This is a genomic window from Alteromonas sp. ALT199 (assembly GCF_018619335.1).
GTDB lineage: Bacteria > Pseudomonadota > Gammaproteobacteria > Enterobacterales > Alteromonadaceae > Alteromonas.
In genome coordinates, this window is sequence record NZ_JAHHDX010000076.1 from 48,443 (window position 1) to 66,763 (window position 18,321).

At 42.9% G+C, this 18,321-nt stretch carries 20 protein-coding genes; 18 read left to right on the forward strand and 2 right to left on the reverse strand.

Annotated elements, in window-relative coordinates; translation table 11 throughout:
* Positions 1 to 91 precede the first annotated feature (91 nt).
* Positions 92 to 574, reverse strand: coding sequence for a DUF2244 domain-containing protein (locus tag KL866_RS07585; protein ID WP_025255756.1), 483 nt, complete (start codon positions 572 to 574; stop codon positions 92 to 94).
* Between the two features lie 152 nt (positions 575 to 726).
* Between KL866_RS07585 and KL866_RS07590 the strand changes: the two genes are divergently transcribed.
* From KL866_RS07590 to KL866_RS07600, 3 genes are all read left to right on the forward strand, one after another.
* Positions 727 to 1,635 carry a sulfite exporter TauE/SafE family protein gene (locus tag KL866_RS07590; protein ID WP_025255755.1) on the forward strand — a complete coding sequence of 303 codons (909 nt, stop codon included), beginning with the start codon at positions 727 to 729 and terminating at the stop codon, positions 1,633 to 1,635.
* Positions 1,636 to 1,733: 98 nt separating this feature from the next.
* Positions 1,734 to 3,038, forward strand: coding sequence for an alpha-amylase family glycosyl hydrolase (locus KL866_RS07595; RefSeq protein ID WP_025255754.1), 1,305 nt, complete (start codon positions 1,734 to 1,736; stop codon positions 3,036 to 3,038).
* Positions 3,039 to 3,123: 85 nt separating this feature from the next.
* Entirely contained in the window at positions 3,124 to 3,342 is a 219-nt protein-coding gene (locus KL866_RS07600; protein ID WP_214994388.1) for a hypothetical protein, read from the forward strand.
* A gap of 317 nt (positions 3,343 to 3,659) precedes the next feature.
* On the opposite strand, the gene KL866_RS07605 is transcribed toward KL866_RS07600, so the two are convergent.
* Complete coding sequence (locus KL866_RS07605) at positions 3,660 to 4,355, reverse strand: calcium-binding protein (RefSeq protein ID WP_214994390.1); 696 nt, start codon at positions 4,353 to 4,355, stop codon at positions 3,660 to 3,662.
* Positions 4,356 to 4,672: 317 nt separating this feature from the next.
* On the opposite strand from KL866_RS07605, the gene KL866_RS07610 reads away from it, so the two are divergent.
* From KL866_RS07610 to KL866_RS07675, 15 genes are all read left to right on the forward strand, one after another.
* Positions 4,673 to 5,593 carry a cation diffusion facilitator family transporter gene (locus tag KL866_RS07610; RefSeq protein WP_214994392.1) on the forward strand — a complete coding sequence of 307 codons (921 nt, stop codon included), beginning with the start codon at positions 4,673 to 4,675 and terminating at the stop codon, positions 5,591 to 5,593.
* A 104-nt stretch (positions 5,594 to 5,697) separates the two neighbouring features.
* The gene (locus KL866_RS07615; protein WP_025255750.1) at positions 5,698 to 6,030 is read left to right on the forward strand and encodes a hypothetical protein; all 333 of its coding nucleotides are present in this window, start codon (positions 5,698 to 5,700) and stop codon (positions 6,028 to 6,030) included.
* Positions 6,031 to 6,167: 137 nt separating this feature from the next.
* Positions 6,168 to 8,087, forward strand: coding sequence for an ATP-dependent DNA helicase (locus tag KL866_RS07620; protein ID WP_214994394.1), 1,920 nt, complete (start codon positions 6,168 to 6,170; stop codon positions 8,085 to 8,087).
* A gap of 77 nt (positions 8,088 to 8,164) precedes the next feature.
* The gene (gene tsaB / locus KL866_RS07625; RefSeq protein ID WP_214994402.1) at positions 8,165 to 8,881 is read left to right on the forward strand and encodes a tRNA (adenosine(37)-N6)-threonylcarbamoyltransferase complex dimerization subunit type 1 TsaB; all 717 of its coding nucleotides are present in this window, start codon (positions 8,165 to 8,167) and stop codon (positions 8,879 to 8,881) included.
* An 86-nt stretch (positions 8,882 to 8,967) separates the two neighbouring features.
* Positions 8,968 to 9,261, forward strand: a complete 294-nt coding sequence (locus KL866_RS07630; RefSeq protein WP_214994404.1) for a hypothetical protein — start codon at positions 8,968 to 8,970, stop codon at positions 9,259 to 9,261.
* A 350-nt stretch (positions 9,262 to 9,611) separates the two neighbouring features.
* Entirely contained in the window at positions 9,612 to 10,268 is a 657-nt protein-coding gene (locus KL866_RS07635) for a Slp family lipoprotein (RefSeq protein ID WP_214994406.1), read from the forward strand.
* A 95-nt stretch (positions 10,269 to 10,363) separates the two neighbouring features.
* On the forward strand, positions 10,364 to 11,203 hold the full coding sequence (locus KL866_RS07640; protein ID WP_025255745.1) for an alpha/beta fold hydrolase: 840 nt from the start codon (positions 10,364 to 10,366) through the stop codon (positions 11,201 to 11,203).
* A 121-nt stretch (positions 11,204 to 11,324) separates the two neighbouring features.
* Positions 11,325 to 12,977: a long-chain-fatty-acid--CoA ligase FadD gene (fadD, locus tag KL866_RS07645; protein WP_025255744.1), complete on the forward strand. Its 1,653-nt coding sequence runs from the start codon at positions 11,325 to 11,327 to the stop codon at positions 12,975 to 12,977.
* A gap of 61 nt (positions 12,978 to 13,038) precedes the next feature.
* Positions 13,039 to 14,196, forward strand: coding sequence for a ribonuclease D (rnd, locus tag KL866_RS07650; protein WP_025255743.1), 1,158 nt, complete (start codon positions 13,039 to 13,041; stop codon positions 14,194 to 14,196).
* 76 nt (positions 14,197 to 14,272) lie between these two features.
* The gene (locus KL866_RS07655) at positions 14,273 to 14,569 is read left to right on the forward strand and encodes a YcgL domain-containing protein (RefSeq protein ID WP_025255742.1); all 297 of its coding nucleotides are present in this window, start codon (positions 14,273 to 14,275) and stop codon (positions 14,567 to 14,569) included.
* A 6-nt stretch (positions 14,570 to 14,575) separates the two neighbouring features.
* Entirely contained in the window at positions 14,576 to 15,658 is a 1,083-nt protein-coding gene (locus KL866_RS07660) for a lytic transglycosylase domain-containing protein (RefSeq protein WP_025255741.1), read from the forward strand.
* Positions 15,658 to 16,326, forward strand: a complete 669-nt coding sequence (locus KL866_RS07665; protein WP_025255740.1) for a fumarylacetoacetate hydrolase family protein — start codon at positions 15,658 to 15,660, stop codon at positions 16,324 to 16,326. Before KL866_RS07660 ends, KL866_RS07665 begins: the two co-directional genes overlap by 1 nt.
* On the forward strand, positions 16,323 to 16,817 hold the full coding sequence (locus KL866_RS07670) for a YcgN family cysteine cluster protein (protein WP_025255739.1): 495 nt from the start codon (positions 16,323 to 16,325) through the stop codon (positions 16,815 to 16,817). The genes KL866_RS07665 and KL866_RS07670 overlap by 4 nt, the downstream gene beginning before the upstream one ends.
* Before the next feature lie 137 nt (positions 16,818 to 16,954).
* Positions 16,955 to 17,080: a hypothetical protein gene (locus tag KL866_RS20460; RefSeq protein WP_285801312.1), complete on the forward strand. Its 126-nt coding sequence runs from the start codon at positions 16,955 to 16,957 to the stop codon at positions 17,078 to 17,080.
* Positions 17,081 to 17,196: 116 nt separating this feature from the next.
* Complete coding sequence (locus tag KL866_RS07675; protein ID WP_311236131.1) at positions 17,197 to 18,237, forward strand: alginate export family protein; 1,041 nt, start codon at positions 17,197 to 17,199, stop codon at positions 18,235 to 18,237.
* Positions 18,238 to 18,321 lie beyond the last annotated feature (84 nt).

Here is an 18,321-nt window from a genome sequence, read left to right on the forward strand (position 1 = left end):
TCGAAAACCAAGATGATGATCATTAATTTTATGTCATATAGACGTTGGGTTAAGGTGCTTATTGCCTAGTTAGAAACCGATTAAATCTCTCTTACCACCACCTGTTTGTGCACACCATTACGCCAGCTTGTTTTAAACTCAAATGTAAACGCTGTTTGTCGTCTGCGTTTAAAAACGCGCCCAGTTCACACTGTTGATAATCGCTTTTTAGCAGTACGCGGGGCAGACGTTGTTTGCCTAAATCCTCAATGAAATATAGCGAAGTACCTTGTCGAGAAAAAACGAGTAATGCTCCGTTTGAACAGCGAACAGAGATACTTCGGTAAGACACGGCCACGGATTCCCACTGGTAGGTAGACTTAGATACTAAATGCATAATTAGCGCAAGAAGGCCTACCTCTAAACCTGCAAAAGGCAATATGATCCAAACGCCAACCAAAGACCAAGCGATGGCGATACCACTTATAAATAGGGCAAACACCAATATCAGATGTTTGGTTTGTTGCCACGATGCCGAGCGGTTCGGTGTAAGATGCAGTTGCACGTTATGCTCAAATGTAGATACTTCAACCATGCGTTCAATAAATCTTGTATAGGTTAAATGAGTAAGCAAAAGCTTATACGTAGATAGGTAACAATAGTTCGAAATTTGTACGCGCGCTAGACAGCAGTCTTGCTCAAAACTTGAGGTTATGGCGTGTGGTTGTCATATTAAGAAGGATAAGTGTGTTCTCTTTTATAAAACAAAGACCGGTTAAGCTGTTTGGGCTTTTTTTAGTGTGCGCATGGTTAAGTATATTGCTGGCTCAGTCATCGCCATTAGCACTTATTGAAGAGTTCGGGCTCTTTGGTGGATTAGGTGTGATAGGCGCTATATTTGCAAACGCTACAGGCGCTGGTGGCGGTGTTGTGTTTGTTCCATTTTTCAATTATCTGTCTTTCTCACCTCAAAGTGTAGTCGCCACCAGTTTTGCAATTCAATGCTGTGGTATGACGGCTGGCGCATTAACTTGGGCAACTTACTATAAAAGACAGCACAAGCACGATGACTACTGGAAAGCGTTGCCGAGCGCACTAATGCTAACCATACCTTCATCAATTTGCGGTATAGGGTTTGCGCAATATTCCTCGCAAAGTAAGTTACTGCTTGAACATTTATGGGGCGGAGCTAATAACCTACATTTTGCTTTTGGCAGCTTTTCCGTACTTTTGGCGATGGCCATTTTTGCGTCGATTCCGCTAATGAAACGCACTCATTTTAAGAATGATTTACAAACAAAAGACTTAGTGTTTTTACCCTTCATTGGTTTTTTGGGCGGAATTATTACTGCCTGGCTTTCGGTGGGGGTCGGAGAGTTAGTCGCTGTTTACCTCATAATTCGCGGATTTAATGTCACCATGTCTATCGCTATAGCCGTTATTTTATCGGCGTTCACCGTGTGGTCTGCATTGCCGTATCACGCTTTTATTGGCGAGTCTGTGATATGGCACGTTGTTCTGTTTGCGGGGGCTGGTGCAATTATTGGGGGAATGATTGCGAAATATGTAGTTTTGGCATTTTCTGTTCAGCGTCTAAAACTTTTTTTCGGCATATGGGTACTAATTTTAGGTGTTACAAGTTTACCAATATTTTAAGTGTGTCTATCGCTGTTACTCCAAACGGTAGCGCCTAAAGTGGTGCGTGTGATGCGAGTTCTTCTTTAAAAACGCTAATCTGCAAAAGGAAAGATAATATGGATATCAATCCTGTACCTCAGAAACGCTATAACGTACGTCAGCCAGAATGGTCATCTCATGCGGTTATTTATCAAGTTAACACTCGGCAGTTTTCAGAAGAAAGTAATTTTGAGGGGGTGAGAAAAGGATTAGCGCATATCAAATCGTTGGGAGCGGATATTGTTTGGTTAATGCCTGTGTATCCTATTGGCGAAAAGAACAGAAAAGGTGAACTTGGTAGCCCCTATGCCGTTAAAGACTACTTGGCCATTAACCCAGAATTTGGTAGCGAAGAAGATTTCAAAGCGCTGGTGGACGAAGCGCACCGGCTATCTCTCAAAGTCATTATAGACTGGGTGCCCAATCACAGCGCGTGGGATAACCCTTTGGTTGAACAACATCCCGAGTGGTACGCCAAAGACTACAAGGGGGATTTTCGTCCTTCGCCGTGGTGGGATTGGAGCGATATTATTGAGTTTGATTATGAACACATTGGCCTTCGAAAATACATGATTAATGCATTGTGCTACTGGGTTGAAAAGTTTGATATCGATGGGTTTCGTTGTGATGTAGCTGGGTATGTCCCCAACGATTTTTGGCAGCAAGCAGTGCAAACGCTAAGCGCAATCAGACCAGTCTTCATGTTGGCTGAATGGGAGAATCGAGATCTTCACGAAAATGCGTTCAATATGACCTATGCATGGAGCTGGAATGAAACACTTCATGAGCTCGCTCACGGAAAGTGCTCACTAGATAGATTGCGTAAATATTATTCGTGGAACGAACGCAGCTGGCCTCTCTCAGCTTACAGAATGACCTTTGTTAGTAATCACGATAAAAATGCTTGGGATGGCACCCAGCGCGAGCAATTTGGCGATGCGCTTGAAGCTTGCATTGCTTTGTCTGTCATCGGTGAGGGAATGCCGCTTATTCACAACGGACAGGAAGCGGGAGAAACCAAACGGTTAGCATTCTTTGAACGCGATCCAATAGCGTGGCAAGACCATGAAATTGGCGCCTTGTATCGCAAGCTTATTGCACTTAAAAAATCTAAAGCGGTATTAGGAAACGGAGAGTATGGCGCAAGGATGATTCAGGTCCCAAACTCAAGAATGGACAAGGTTTTTAGCTTTTTACGTCATAACGAGCGGGAAAAAGTGTTTGTTGTTATTAACTTTTCAAGCGAGCAGGTAGAAGTAACCTTCGAAGAACCGCTATTTCAAGGTGAATACACGCATTGGGACACTGACAAACGGCGAGTATTTAAATCTAACTCCCTCTGTAAACTTGCGCCTTGGCACTTTGAAGTATGGGTGGCTTGAAGTTTTGATCGTTTAGGGCTGCCTTCGACTACAAAGGGTAGATGAGTGATTTCATCTTTTACTAGGTAAAAATTAAGGACGAACTATGACCGCGAATGATTCAACTGAAAAAACAGAAGACCGCTCTTTAAATAATCATGCTGCGCTAAAGACTTCTATTGCCAATGGAGATGTAGAAGAGGTTAAGGCGCGACTCGAAGGCCATACTTTAAATAAGCTAGAAAAAGGTTACTTGATAGATCTCGCCCGGTTAAGTGGTAACAGTGATATAGAGAAAGTGATTAAATCCACGCCCGAAAGTTAAAGGCTCATTTGTTGGAAGTCAGTTCCCTTTTACAACAGAAAGGAGCCTTTCTTACTTTGCACATACTCACTTCGAGCTATTTAAATCGGTTTTGCCGGTGCATATTTTGTTTAAGGCTTTAAACTTCAGATTTAATGGGCTTTTCGAGTTTTAGAGAGGGCGTAGGCAACACCAAAGCCTGAACAGCTTCCCACTAAAAGATCTGACAAGGGATGTGCATCACGCTTAGTCCTCGGCTTCCCAATAACTGCAGTGGCAGCTAAGCCCGTCTCTGACGCTAAAAGAGCCGCTAATGCGGCTCTTTTCTTACTTCGCTGCTATTCTTCCGAGTTATCTTCATGTTGTACTTCGGACGTACGCTGATAACGCTTAAATTCCGTTTGTGTAATTAGTTCATCGTCATTTAAGTCGATTTTGTCGAAGTCGCGTGTTACGCCACTTCTTGAGGCTTCAGCTTTGGTAAGTTCGCCATCGCTGTTAGCGTCCATCCTCTCGAATTTGCTACGCGCAATCACCGCTTCATCTGCGATAACCGTCTTATCGTTAACAACCGTATCTTCCGCGACCTTTTCAACGTTTGTTTTTTTTAAGTTTCCATTGGCTTTCAGATCTGTCTCAGCTCTTAGTTCGTGGGTTAGCCTCTTGTCTTGCGTCGCAGCAACCATTTCATCTATATCGGAATCAACCTTAACTGTCGTATTCATCGTACCTTCAGTACCCATGCTTTCTTTCATCGACTTTACCGTAGCGAGCACTTCATCATCGAAATGTTGAGGATGCTTCATAACATGAGAATTAAACTCTTCAACTGAAAGTTGCATGTCTGAATTAGCATCAATTTTCGAGAAATGCGCATGAATCTCATCGTCGTCAGCTTCTTCGCGTGAGATGTAGCCATTATCGTCGTTGTCTAAATCGACGAACGTAGTGTCGATTTTTTCCATATTGTCGCCAGCAAATGCACCAGCAGACAGAGCGGCACTAATTAATGTAGCAATAGTTAACTTTTTCATATCTTACTCCTTGGTTTTCGGCCTCCATACTGCTTAAAAACGGAGGAGAGAATTCATAAGGAAATATTCATGGTACATGCCATTTGTGAAAATGTTATTCAAAACAGTGGTTTGAGGTTCTTGTGGGAGAGCATATGTGAATGTGTATTGCGAGTTCTTTAGGTTATTCTGCAAATGTTACTCACTGTTTTTAACAAATTTCGAACAACTGAACGTAAGGAACATTGAAATACCTCAGGTACTATTTTGATTTGAAGTACTATCATTTTTGTAATATCGACGTAGAATCCGCGCACCTCAATTTCGAAGTGATATTTATGGACGTTGGTTTCCATCACCTTGAAGAAAAGCGTTTGTTAACGCTCTCTTTTTATATTGCTGGCGCATTTGTGTTCATTGCGCTTGGTTTTGCCATTTTAACGAGTTCAGGCGCCATTTTATTTGATGCTGCGTACTCGTTAATCGCTTTTGTTATGTCAATGCTGACACTGAAAGTCGCTAACTTAGTTCAACGTCCTGATGACGACCGTTTCCATTTTGGTTATACGGCGATTGAACCTGCGCTAAACATGTTTAAGTCGCTCATTATCATTGCTACGTGCATGTATGCCGTCGCAAGTTCTGTTCAGAGTTTGTTGGCGGGTGGGCAAGCTGCTGAATATGGCATTGGCATGGTCTACGGTGTGGTAGCGACCTTAGGCTGCTTTGGTATTTCTCTTTACATGCGCGTGAAGGGAAAGCACTTGTTATCGGACTTGGTGAAAGTTGACTCCCATACTTGGATGATAGACGGTGTGTTGAGTGCATCCATTTTGTTCGCTTTCATTTTGGCCTTTGCATTAGAGTTCACCGAATATAAAACCTTGTCTCCCTATATTGACCCTGTTCTGTTGATCATTCTAGGTTCGGCAATGTTGCCCGTTCCTTTTAAGATTTTACGTGAAAGTCTTAACGAGGTAATTAATAAGGCCCCACCGGAAGCGATTTCGGCAGTGATTGAAAAGAAATTCAAAAAGACGTTGGCAAACGTACCGTATGAACATGTGGAAGTGCGGATTAGCAAACGGGGTAGGGATGTTTATCTTTTAGTCCACATTATTGTGGATGATGCATTCTCGATTGCTACAATCAGTGAGTTAGACGAAATTCGATTGAAATGTGAAGCAGAAATGCGCGAGTGGGACCCTGCAATTATTATGGATATCCTGTTCATAAAAGACCCTGAACTTGCAGAATAGTTAATTCGAGTAAATGAGGTAATTACCTCATTTACTCCACAACTTAACTGGTAAAATCCTCAAAATTTTCCGATAATCAAATCTTTAAGCTATTCAAAGATGTGATGGAAACGCGACTTCCGCTATACAAAAAGCTGCTAGTAATGTACCGCATAGAACCTGGGTGTCTTGGGCCGCAAGGTGCTGACTATGTCGAGGAGTTCTGTGTTTTTGCTAAAAAGAAGCTAAAAGACAACAATGGTCACTGTTTGCGGTGGACCATTAAGCCCCGTTACGACAAAACACTACCTGAGCTTGAATTTCAGATAAAAAATGCCGTACTTTCCCGTGATAATGCGGCTAAATATATGGATAGTTTTGGTATCGATATCGACGCTTTTGAAGAAGAACTTGAAGAATCACTCGCCGATTTAGTTGACGCTTTTTTTGAACGTTAACTTGGGCCCTAGCAATATTCGAAAAGCTATATCACTGCGAATACAGTCGTTAAAATGTAAACCTTTAATGGGCATTCTATAGCCTTTTTGGCATAATGCGCGGCCTAACATAGAAAAGTAATGACAGCGCTTAAACAATGCCCACAATAAACAACGTATTTTCTTCAGATGGCCTCCTTGCCGGTGCTATCAAGGGGTTCGTGCCTCGCGAAGCTCAAACTGAAATGGCTAAGGCGGTTAAGCGCGCAATCGATACCACAGGCAGTTTAATAGTTGAAGCGGGTACAGGAACTGGAAAAACTTTTGCCTACCTTGCGCCTGCATTATTGAGCGATGGGAAAGCCATTGTTTCTACCGGTACTAAAAACCTACAAGAACAGCTATTTCACCGGGATTTACCGCTGGTAAAAAAAGCCTTGGGCAGTAAACGTAAAGCCGCACTGTTAAAAGGGCGCTCGAATTACCTTTGCCTTCATCGCGTAGAACAACACGGTGGTAATTCTACCCTTGTTGAAAAAGAGGTGTTGGGCCAGCTTTCAGAGGTGAAACGTTGGTCTACCACCACAAAAACAGGTGATATGGGCGAACTTAAAACCCTTCCTGAAGATGCCCGTGTTTTGCCACTTGTTACCTCTACAGTGGATAACTGCTTGGGACGAGATTGCCCTGACTACGAAGAGTGCTATTTGGTAAAAGCACGAAGAAAAGCGCTAGACGCGGATATAATCGTAGTTAATCACCATCTTTTCTTTGCTGATATGGCACTAAAAGACACTGGGTTCGGCGAGCTCATTCCTGAAGCAGATGCGATTATTTTTGACGAAGCCCATCAAATTCCTGATATTGCCAGTGACTATTTCGGTGAGTCGCTTTCAACGCGACAAATTCACGACATTGCAAAAGATATTACGCTGCTATTTAGAACGGTTCTCAAAGACGCTGGGCAGCTGGATAAAGCGGCTGATAAATGCAGAATGATTGCCTCTGATTTGCGGTTATTGTTCCCGGATACTGCTGAACGCGGCAACTGGGCCGAGGCGCTAGACCGTGACGACGTTCGCATGCAGGTGGGCAAGCTGGCCGAAGCGCTAGGTGTACTGCATGAAGTGTGTAAGTTACATATTGGCCGTGATAAAGATTTAGACAACATGTACGAACGTGTTGTGGCTGCAAGAGAACAGTTAGATGCGTTAAGCGACAATAAGCAAGAAAATGTAAGTTTGTGGTATGAAACTACTCAGCGCCATCTCATTATGCATTTAACGCCCTTATCAATTGCTGCTAAATTCAGACGCTTTATAACATCGCCGCCGCGCGGGTGGATTTTTACGTCAGCAACCTTAATGGTGAATGGCGGGTTTGACCACTTTCAACGCCGAATGGGGTTGGAAGATGCAGAAACATTAGGGTTGGATAGCCCGTTTAATTATCCAGAGCAGGCCATGTTGTGTGTACCCCGCTATTTACCTGAGCCTAATAGCTACGCTATGCGCGAAACCTTGTTAGAAACGGCTAAACGGCTGATTAAAGCAAGTCGCGGTAGGTGTTTCTTGCTGTTTACAAGCCACGCAATGCTTAGAGAAATAGCGCAAAAGCTAGAGGATGAAATAGATAACCCGTTGCTAGTACAAGGAACAACAACAAAACAGGCGCTGCTTGATGCCTATCTTGCTGATGAAAAAGCTGTACTAATGGGTACGGGAGCGTTTTGGGAAGGAGTAGACGTGCGAGGTAATGACCTTGTATGTGTGATGATTGATAAGCTGCCCTTTGCCTCTCCTGACGATCCATTGCTGCAAGCGCGCATGGATGATGTGAAAAAACGAGGCGCTAATCCCTTTGGAGTTATTCAAATTCCTCAGGCTGTTATTACGTTAAAACAAGGGGCAGGACGGCTCATCCGAGACCCGTCTGACAAGGGCGTATTGGTAATATGCGACAATCGTCTGGTTACGAAACCTTACGCTAAAACCTTTGTCGGTAGCTTGCCAGATATGAAAAGAACAAGAAGTTTAGGCGAAGTGGAAAAGTTTCTAGCCGGCATTGATGAAGCCTAAGTTAAATCACTGAAAAGTGGTTAACGTGTATTGAGCTGTTAACACCACTTTCAGTTTATATGAAATAAGAGATAAGCATGAACATTTTAGCTATAGACACGGCTACCGAAGCTTGTTCGGTTGCGCTTCAGTTTAACGACATTGTAATTACACGCTTTGAAGTATGCCCTCAGCAGCATAGCCAGCGGCTACTTCCCATGGTAGATGACGTATTAAAAGAAGCGCAGGTAACATTGGGTGATTTAGATTTATTGGCTTTTGGTAGAGGTCCAGGCAGCTTTACCGGTGTTCGCATTGCTACAGGTATGATTCAGGGGTTGGCGTTGGGAACGGGATTAAAAGTAGCCGGCGTAAGCACCCTTGAAGCCATGGCGAATGAAGTGGTGTCTAAAACTGAAAACAAAGACACGTTAATTGCCGTTGCGTCGGACGCGCGTATGAATGAAGTGTATTTCGCGGTTTACGCACAGTCACATAGTGGCCTTGTACTTTGTGTTGAAGAGCAGGTTTGCCCGCCAGATATTGCCATTGAGAAACTAAACGCCCTTCGAGATAGCAGTAGTGCGAGTGTTATCGCTGCTGGAACAGGCTGGTCTGCCTATAAAGAGCTTGAACAGTGGAAGTCTGAGGTATGTGGCGAGGTAACGTCTGAGGTCACCCTTCCAAACGCACAGTATATGCTTAAGCACGCACTAGATGCTTATCAAAAAGGTGAAGTAACTGAAGCTGTGAATGTGGAGCCCGTTTATTTACGCGATAAAGTAACATGGAAAAAGTTACCAGGTAGAGAGTAACAATTCGAAAAAGCGTACCTCATAAATGCGAGCGAGATGGCAAATTTCGCTCTTGTATGGTACGTTTTTTGCCTCACTAAGTTTGTATGATTATCAATAATAATTTCGCGCTACCGTCCTCTGAACCTTCCCCGGGTCGTGTCGCTAAAATTAACAAAGACCCTGAACAGCAAAACAAAGGGCAAAATGAATCGTCTGCTAAGGCGATCGTTGTTGCGCCCGACGAACAGGGTACGGATAACGCCAAAGCGTACCAACAATTTATCCGTGAAGACGGCAACAGCTATTCTCAAAATGCAATAGCCTCTTACAACAGTTTCGAAAAACAACAACAACGGGATTCTATCCAATCAATGTTTGGTGTAGATATCTACGCTTAGTGCTTTACGCTCAGCTATTTTCGCATAGATAAATATTTCTAACGAATTGTTAAATTTCGTTCAGTATTCGGAACAAACCGCCATTAACATTACTCTAAAATGTGTTTGTTTAAGACTACCGTTCTCATTTATGGGTTGCATTGATTGAACGACAGTGGTTGTCGTTACGTAATAATGCTAATGTTTAGTTGCTAGAGTGCGGTTTTTCTTTTTAACTTAAAGAGATACATAAAAGTTTATAAGAGTTTTAAAATGTGCTGCCGCACGTGGATTCCTTTTAAATCAGCTGCTTTTGCAAAGGAAAACCATACAGGCGCAACATTTTTTCTAGGGTTCAAAGGAGCGCTTTAATGTCTCGTTATTTAGTTTTACTTACGGTCATGTTATTTACAGGCTGTGCCATAGTTCCAGAAAGTATTGAAGTACCTGAAGGAACGCAATTAGTCAGCTATTCCAAAGCTGTTACGTCAGGTGCTAATGCTCAAGGCCAAAAAGCGCGGTGGGGCGGTATGATAGTTGGCGTCGAAAACAAGCCGAACAAAACGCTTATTGAACTCGCACACTTTCCTTTGAATCATTATGGTAAGCCCTCCACAAATGGCGAAACGGCAGGTCGTTTCAAAGTGCAAATTGATGGCTTTGTAGATCCAATTGTTTTTGAAGAAGGGCGTTCTGTTACATTTTTAGGCACTCTTTCCACGCCAACTGCTGGCATGGTGGGAGAGCAACCTTATATTTATCCAACGATCATCGCTGAAGACTATCACATGTGGAGAAAACAAGAGGTTTACGATGTAAACACCTACTTTTTTAACTACCACACCGGCTGGTATTCGCCATTTTACCGCTTTAATGGGCCGTGGATGTATCCTCATTTCAATAGAACCCGTGTTATCCGTTATCAAAACGCGCCAAGTAAAGCGAGATTACCATCTCGGAAAACTGGCGCTAGCAACACCAGGACGAAGTCTACTGCACAACCTTTGAGAGAAGATAAACAGAAGTAAGACCATTTAACAAGGCGGCAAATTATTGCCGCCTTGTTTTTTAGTACAACAAAAAGCGAAAGTGGGGCGGCAATTGTTTGCCGATAAAGGATGTTATGATTGAAACAGAATTTAATATTGGAACACTACACTTAGCGGCTTTAGATAACGAAGGTGCTGGCAAGGTCATCATCGGCCTGCATGGGTATCTGGACAATGCGGAAAGCTTGAGGCTTTTGGCGCCTTATTTACAAACACATCGCTTTGTTGCTATTGATCTTGCGGGGCATGGTCGCTCAAGTCACCGTGCTCAAGGTGCGCATTACAATCAAGCCGATTATCTGCAAGACCTTTATGGCTTAATAGAGTCTCAAGGTTGGGACGATGTTATTTTACTCGGGCACTCCCTTGGCGGAATATTGGCTAGTCTTTTCGCAGCGTTGTTCCCAGACAAAGTCAGTGCCGTTATTAGCATCGATGCATGTGGTCCGCTAACTGAAACTGAAGAAACGACTGCATTACAAATGCGAGAGTCCATTGTCAGTCGTCATGCTAAATCGCGTAATAAATTGCGGATTGTCGAGTTAGAAGATGCTGTTAAAGCAAGATGCAAGATATCTGATATTCCAGAAGAGCACGCTCGCTCAATATTATCAAGAAACTTAACCCAAGATGCAGGCGGTCACTGTTTTTGGTCAAGCGACCCTAAACTTCGCACAAAATCATCGCTAAGGCTGACAGAAAAGCAGGCAGAATCTCTTATGCGTGCTATTGTATGTCCTGTACTTTTTATCGGTGCATCTAATAGCTTTAAAAATCTAGAGACGGTCTTTCCACAAAGGAAGGGGTGGTTCTTAAATGCACAATACGAACAATTAGTAGGCGGTCATCATATTCACATGGAAAATACTGATGATATAGGGCTATTAATTCGCAATTTTGTTGAGCAAATGTAAATTGTGCCGTTTATTTTTTTTTACACTTCCTATACTATTCGCAAGTTATCAGACCAGTTACACGGGCACGCCTTCTAAAGTGCTCATTAAATAGTATAAGAATAAAGTAGAGGAGGTTTTGGTGGAAAAAACCTGGCTTAAGCATTACGACCCTCGCGTTTCCGCAGAAATTGATGCCGATCGTTACGCATCTGTAGTAGATATTTTCGAGCAGTCGGTTAAGAAATTTAAAGATAAAGAAGCCTTTATTAACATGGGGCACTCAATTTCGTTTGAAGAGCTAGATACCTTGTCAGCGCAATTTGCTGCTTACTTACAATCTAGCGGACTAAAGCGCGGCGATGCGGTTGCAATCATGATGCCTAATCTCCTTCAGTACCCTGTAGCCATGTTTGGTGTATTGCGTGCTGGTATGGTTGTAGTGAATGTTAACCCTCTTTATACCGCTCGCGAATTAAAGCATCAGTTAAACGATGCCAATGCTAAAGCTATTGTTATTGTTGAGAACTTTGCGTGTACTTTGGAAGAGGTCATCGCAGATACTAACTTACAAGAAGTCTTTTTGACGGCTTTGGGTGACATGTTACCCGCACCTAAGCGTTGGGTTGTGAATGCGGTTGTTAAGTACGTTAAAAAGATGGTGCCTTCATTCAATCTACCTGAAACCACTTCATTTATGTCGGCGGTTAAAAAAGGCCAGTCTCTTGAATACAAGCGTCCAAACATAGACAGTGGCGATTTAGCATTCCTTCAGTACACAGGTGGAACAACTGGTGTATCTAAAGGCGCGATGCTTACTCACCGCAATATGGTTGCAAACTTGGAGCAGGTTTCAGGTATTTTAGAAACCGTGATTGAAGAAGGTAAAGACTTTGTAGTTACCGCGCTTCCGCTTTACCATATCTTTGCATTACTGGCGAACTGCCTTATGTTCGTTAAATACGGCTGCCGTAACTTACTTATCACTAATCCGCGTGACATGCCGGCTTTTGTAAACGAACTTAGTAAGTATCCATTTACCATTTTGCCGGGCGTAAACACTTTGTTTAACGGTCTGCTTAATACGCCTGGATTCAGCGAACTTGATTTCAGCAAGTTTAAGTTTGGTTTAGGCGGTGGTATGGCTGTTCAGCGCCCTGTTGCAGAAAAATGGGAAAAGGTTACGGGAACAGTACTTCTTGAGGGTTACGGCCTAACAGAATGCTCACCTGTTGTTGCGGTAAACCCACCCCAGATTGAAGCTTATAAAGGCGCAATCGGTATGCCGGTTCCGTCGACGGATATCAAGCTTCTAGATGATGATGGTAACCCTGTAGAAAAAGGCGAACCTGGTGAAATATGGGTGAAAGGCCCTCAAGTTATGAAAGGGTATTTAAACCGCCCAGAAGCAACAGAAGAAATCTTGAAAGACGGTTGGTTAGCTACTGGTGACATTGCAACGGTAGATGATGAAGGTTACTTCTATATTGTTGACCGTAAAAAGGATATGATCCTAGTTTCAGGTTTCAACGTGTTTCCTAACGAAATTGAAGAAGTGGCTGCAATGCATGACGATATTGTTGAAGCAGCTGCCGTTGGGGTTCCTCACGAAGTCAGCGGTGAAGTTGTTAAATTATTCGTAGTACGAAATAACGACTCACTTACTGAAAAAGACGTTATCGCGCATTGCCGTAATCACTTAACGGGTTACAAAATGCCTAAGCAAGTTGTTTTCAAAGATGACTTACCAAAAACCAATGTAGGTAAAATACTGCGTCGGGAGCTTCGAGACTAATTTCTTTGAAATAGTTTTTGAAAGCCGGCGTAAGCCGGCTTTTTTATTACTGTGCAAAAATATGCAATATCAATTAATTACAACATTTGAACAACTCGAAAAAGTGTGCGCTGCAGCACAGCGTCAAGAGGCTGTAGCCTTAGACACCGAATTTGTAAGGACAAGAACCCTTACTCCGCACTTGGGCCTTATTCAGTTATATGATGGCCATCAACTTGTGCTTATCGACCCGCTCGCTATAGACAATATGCGCCCGTTTATCGAACTTATGGAAAATACCGAAGTAGTAAAGGTATTGCACTCGTGTTCAGAAGATATAGAGGCGTTTCTTACCGCTTTTAATACTGTGCCAACGCCTGTATTCGATACGCAGTTGGCGGGTAGTATTTTGGACATGGGCCCCTCACTGGGCTACGCAAAACTGGTAGAGCTACTTTGCGATATCAGTTTGGATAAAGGTGAATCTCGAACTGACTGGATAGCCAGGCCCCTTCGCGAATCGCAGCTTAGCTATGCAGCAAACGATGTATTGTACTTGCTGCCTTGCTACCAACAGCTTGCCAGCAAAGTGCAAGAAGCGAATAAAGTGCATTGGATTTATCAAGAAATTGCTTTGCTAGTAGATAAAAAGCGGGCTCAAATGCCCGAAGATTTTGCGTATTTAAGCATTAAGAACAGCTGGCGATTAAACAGCGAACAACTTACGGTTTTGCAGGCGCTAGCTGCATGGCGATTGAATACGGCGCGCAAAAAAGACTTGGCGCTAAACTTTGTTTTCAAAGAAGGCCATTTGTTTGAGGCGGCGCAGCGCCTTATTGATAACAAGTCTGGCCTGTCACGCATTAACGGTGTAAATCATCAGTCGGTGCGTCGCTATGGCGATACTATTATTACGCTTATTGAAGAAGCAAGAACGAAATATGCGCAGACGCCAGAAAAGCTTAGGTTACCCGTTGTACTGCGGCTTATCGATATAGCTAAATACAAGAAAACCCTTGCGGAACTTAAAGCTATCAGCGATAAAATTGCTAAAGATAACAATGTGAATAGCGACGTTATTGCGTCTAAAAAACAGCTTAATCAATTGCTGAAATGGTATTGGTTTCCGGTAGATGAGACTCGCGTACAAGGCTTGATACCTGATGTGTTGTCTACGTGGCGTGAGCCATTATTCCGCCCTCACATAATCCGCCTATTAGGCGATGCACCATCTCAATAATCTTTAACAAAATAACGTGGGCGTGAAAGTTTGAAATTCTCACGCCAACATCAATTACAAAGCGGGTGAAACGTTTATGTTATGTGCAGTTTATAAAACGCGAAAAAAAGAAGGTATGTTTTTATATGTGCCAAAAAAAGATCACTTTGAAGACGTGCCAGAGCCGTTGATGGTAAAATTTGGTCGCCCAGAATTGGTGACTATTATTTCTTTAGATAAACGGGAAAAACTGGGAATGGTCGATAAACAAAAGCTTATCGATGAACTTACTGAAAAAGGTTTTTACCTGCAAATGCCACCTAAAGAAGACAACCTGCTGGAGCAACACCGCGAATCGCTTGGTTTGTCTAAAACGCCAGATAAAAAGTTTTAAAAATTTATGTTATTAAAGGTAATAAATCGTTTAGTTAACCGAGTTACTATCAACAAAAAGTGTAGTAACCATACATCACTTTTTCAAACGTTAAATATCGCCGTACTTTTATCTATTATTACTTTAAGCTTTTCACTTACTGTTCATGCTGAAAGTCAACCTAACGCTCACAAAGAACTAAACGAGGAAGGGTTTAAGCGTTATGTCGCTCAATTGAAAAAGGAAGCGGCTGAAAAAGGCATAGATAAAACTAAGCTAGAGCAGGCGTTCGCTGATATCACCTTTAGACCCACCGTTGTCAAATCTGATAAAAGTCAGCCAGAGAAAAAGATAACCTTAGATGACTATCTAGCAACGCGAGTACCTGACTGGAAAGTAAAGCAAGCGGTTGAACAGTACAATGAACATAAGGTATTGCTTGAAGATATTGCTCAACAATACGGGGTTCAGGCTCGCTTCATCGTTGCGCTGTGGGGTAATGAATCTAATTTTGGTAAAATTCAGGGCAATTTTAGCGTGCTGTCAGCGCTGGCATCGTTGGCGTATGAAGGACGTAGAGAGAAGTTGTTTAAAGACAATTTTTTTGCGGCACTTAGAATACTCAATGAAGGCCACATCGACGTAGAGGCGTTTAAAGGCTCATGGGCCGGTGCGATGGGGCAAACACAGTTTATGCCCATATCCTTTCTAAATTATGCGGTAGACTACGATGGCGACGGTAGAAAGGACATTTGGGGAACCAAGGCAGACGTATTTGCGTCAATCGCCAACTATCTATCATCTGAAGGGTGGGATAGTAAAGGAACGTGGGGACGCCAAGTAACACTAACCAAACCGGTACCTTTTTCAGGGTTAGCCAAATCTAATATGAAACCGTTGGCATTTTGGCAGGAGAACGGCGTTAAACGTTATAACGGAAGTGAACTCCCTAATGCAAAAATTAGTGCGTCGCTCATTATGCCCGATGGTGAGCAAGGTCGAATTTACTTGGTTTATAACAATTTTCACACGCTGATGAAATGGAACCGATCGTCATATTTTGGTGTGTCGGTTGGGTATTTGTCAGAGCGAATAAAACGAGGTTACTAATGGCTTATCGTCACATCGATTCTCAAAGTAATGAAATATCACTACCCGTTAGTAAAGTAGTATGTATAGGTAGAAACTACCTTGACCACATTCAAGAAATGAATTCTACCGTGTCTGAAGCACCGTTGCTGTTTATGAAGCCAAAGGCAGCGCTGTGTCATATGCATGAGCACCTTGGCATACCTACTGATAAAGGCGATTGTCACAACGAACTTGAAGTGTCGGTACTGCTTAAGTCACCACTTAAAAATGCCAGTGATGATGAGGTCAAAGACGCTATTTGGGGTATTGGACTGGGGCTCGATTTGACCCTTCGCGAAGTTCAGGCTGCGCTTAAAAAGCAGGGGCAGCCATGGGAAAGAGCTAAATCTTTTGATAACAGTGCACCGCTGTCTGGCTTTGTGCCGCTTAGCAAAGTAAACAATATAGACGACCTGCGTTTCAACTTAACCATAAACGACGAGGTAAGGCAGCAGGGGCATACCAAACTCATGCTGCACAAAATCATTCCCCTTATCGCGCACATGTCATCTATATTTAGTTTAGATAGTGGAGACGTGATCCTAACCGGTACGCCTAAAGGAGTAGGCAAACTTAGCCCGGCAGATAAGATTGCAGCATCGTTAGATGGTCATCTAACGGTGAAAACTGAGGTAGTAGCAGAATGACAGTCGCATTTTGGGAAACTAAGTCTTTAGAAGAAATGTCTCAAAAGGAATGGGAGTCGCTTTGTGATGGGTGTGGTAAATGCTGCCTTCAAAAGTTCATTGATGATGATGCAGTTGAAGAATACGAAGTTACCGACCACATCAACGACAATGAGAAGATTCATTACACAAACATTGTGTGTACGTATTTAAACACGAAAAAGTGTGAATGTACTCAGTATGAAAGGCGCACAGAGCTTGTGCCCGATTGCGTGAAACTAACAAAAGAGAATTTGAAAGATATTTTCTTTATGCCAAATAGCTGTACCTATCGTCGCCTTTATGAGGGGAGGGGGATTCCATCATGGCACCCTTTGCTTAACAAAGGTAAGAAACATGTGATGCACGCGAAGGGCATGTCGGTGCGTAATAAAACCGTGTTTGAAACAGATGTAGATCTTAACACCTTTGAAGACTATATCGCCATTTGGCCTTTGGAAGATCTAGATTAATCACAAGTTAACCCTAGCGCCGAATGTTTCAAAACATCAACTTGGTTAGGGGCAATCTTAGACTAAAGAGCGTGAGTGAAATGTGAGTCCTTCGCTTATACTTACGCTTTTACTACCCGATTCTCAAAGGCTTGAAAATGAGCAAATTGAGCGCTACTGCTTTGATGTTTTTGTTAGCCACTACGTGTATGGGCACATCATTAAAAGCAGAAAGCCTAGATACCAGTTACAGCGGTTCAGTTAGAGTACGTTATGAAACCTAAACAATCCTATTTTCCCTACCAGCGAAGACGTCCGAACTAAAACTAATGAGCGCCTCTCAACCCGTATTAGATTAAAAGGCGAAGCAAATTATGGAAATTGGCAGGTAGTTGGTGAGATAGAAGATTCTCGAGCTTATCTTGACGAGAATGACCCCACGCTTAAGTCTTCCCAAGTTAATACGCTTGAACCAGTTCAGTTATACATTACTTACAAGGGGATTGGCGAGTATCTAGATAGCGTCACTGTAGGGCGTGTAACGCTCGACCACGGTAGCCGTCGCTTGATGGGGCGTACTCGATTTAGAAACGCGACTAATAGCTTTGAGGGTGCGCTAATCGACGCGTATTGGTCAGGGTGGCATGTTCGTGGTTTCTATTTACTGCCGCTTAAGCGCTTTCCTCTAGACTCGGCTTCGATTGATGATAATGAGCGAGCATTTGATAGAAGTTATAGCAATCAAAAATTCTATGGGGTTTATGCCGAATCAGAAGATAACGCTTGGAAAATACATAGCTATTGGTTAAAAGAATCAGACTCAGAGGAACTCGCGACGAAAAACCGCGATCTGTTTACCTTATCTGTAGATTATTCTAAATCTTTTTTGAAAAGCTGGAAATACAACATAGAGGCGATAGGTCAGACGGGTCAGGCTAGGCAGTCCGCATCGACATCTGACATCGATAATAAGGACGTTACCGCTTGGATGATACATAGTCATATTGGCAAGCAAATAAATGAAAGTACATTTGTTAGAGCTGAAATTGATGCAGCAAGTGGCGATGATGATAACACTGACAACGCAATTAGAGCGTTTGACTCTCTTTATGGTTTACGTCGATTTGATTTCGGCCCCACGGATGTGTATCAAACATTCCCTCGAAGTAATATTTTGGCTCCGGGGCTGAGGGGCGTTACTAAGCTGAATAACGCTAATACGATTATGCTAGGGTACAAAGGGCTGTGGCTTCAGAAAGTGGCCGAAGGTCAAGAAGGCTTTTTAGGTCACCAAGTAGAATTTCGCTGGCGCTATCAAGCATCTGCCCCATTAAGATTAGAGTTAGGCGGCGCTTATCTTGCTAAAGGTGAAGCGTTAGAGACTGGTGCATATCCCGATAATTCTATGTACGCTTACACGGGGTTTATGTACTCTTTCTAGATATAAATGAAGGTTGCTGTATTACCTAGCCACTCGATATTTAAATTTACTGGCTAGGTGCCGCTCTTGCGAAATTATAACGAG

Bases quoted from the DNA above. Each gene is read 5' to 3' on its own strand.
- KL866_RS07585 (WP_025255756.1), bottom strand. From the start codon at position 574: ATGGTTGAAGTATCTACATTTGAGCATAACGTGCAACTGCATCTTACA.
- KL866_RS07595 (WP_025255754.1), top strand. From the start codon at position 1,734: ATGGATATCAATCCTGTACCTCAGAAACGCTATAACGTACGTCAGCCA.
- KL866_RS07600 (WP_214994388.1), top strand. From the start codon at position 3,124: ATGACCGCGAATGATTCAACTGAAAAAACAGAAGACCGCTCTTTAAAT.
- KL866_RS07605 (WP_214994390.1), bottom strand. From the start codon at position 4,355: ATGAAAAAGTTAACTATTGCTACATTAATTAGTGCCGCTCTGTCTGCT.
- KL866_RS07610 (WP_214994392.1), top strand. From the start codon at position 4,673: ATGGACGTTGGTTTCCATCACCTTGAAGAAAAGCGTTTGTTAACGCTC.
- KL866_RS07615 (WP_025255750.1), top strand. From the start codon at position 5,698: ATGGAAACGCGACTTCCGCTATACAAAAAGCTGCTAGTAATGTACCGC.
- KL866_RS07620 (WP_214994394.1), top strand. From the start codon at position 6,168: ATGCCCACAATAAACAACGTATTTTCTTCAGATGGCCTCCTTGCCGGT.
- tsaB (WP_214994402.1), top strand. From the start codon at position 8,165: ATGAACATTTTAGCTATAGACACGGCTACCGAAGCTTGTTCGGTTGCG.
- KL866_RS07630 (WP_214994404.1), top strand. From the start codon at position 8,968: ATGATTATCAATAATAATTTCGCGCTACCGTCCTCTGAACCTTCCCCG.
- KL866_RS07635 (WP_214994406.1), top strand. From the start codon at position 9,612: ATGTCTCGTTATTTAGTTTTACTTACGGTCATGTTATTTACAGGCTGT.
- KL866_RS07640 (WP_025255745.1), top strand. From the start codon at position 10,364: ATGATTGAAACAGAATTTAATATTGGAACACTACACTTAGCGGCTTTA.
- rnd (WP_025255743.1), top strand. From the start codon at position 13,039: ATGCAATATCAATTAATTACAACATTTGAACAACTCGAAAAAGTGTGC.
- KL866_RS07655 (WP_025255742.1), top strand. From the start codon at position 14,273: ATGTTATGTGCAGTTTATAAAACGCGAAAAAAAGAAGGTATGTTTTTA.
- KL866_RS07660 (WP_025255741.1), top strand. From the start codon at position 14,576: ATGTTATTAAAGGTAATAAATCGTTTAGTTAACCGAGTTACTATCAAC.
- KL866_RS07665 (WP_025255740.1), top strand. From the start codon at position 15,658: ATGGCTTATCGTCACATCGATTCTCAAAGTAATGAAATATCACTACCC.
- KL866_RS07670 (WP_025255739.1), top strand. From the start codon at position 16,323: ATGACAGTCGCATTTTGGGAAACTAAGTCTTTAGAAGAAATGTCTCAA.
- KL866_RS20460 (WP_285801312.1), top strand. From the start codon at position 16,955: ATGAGCAAATTGAGCGCTACTGCTTTGATGTTTTTGTTAGCCACTACG.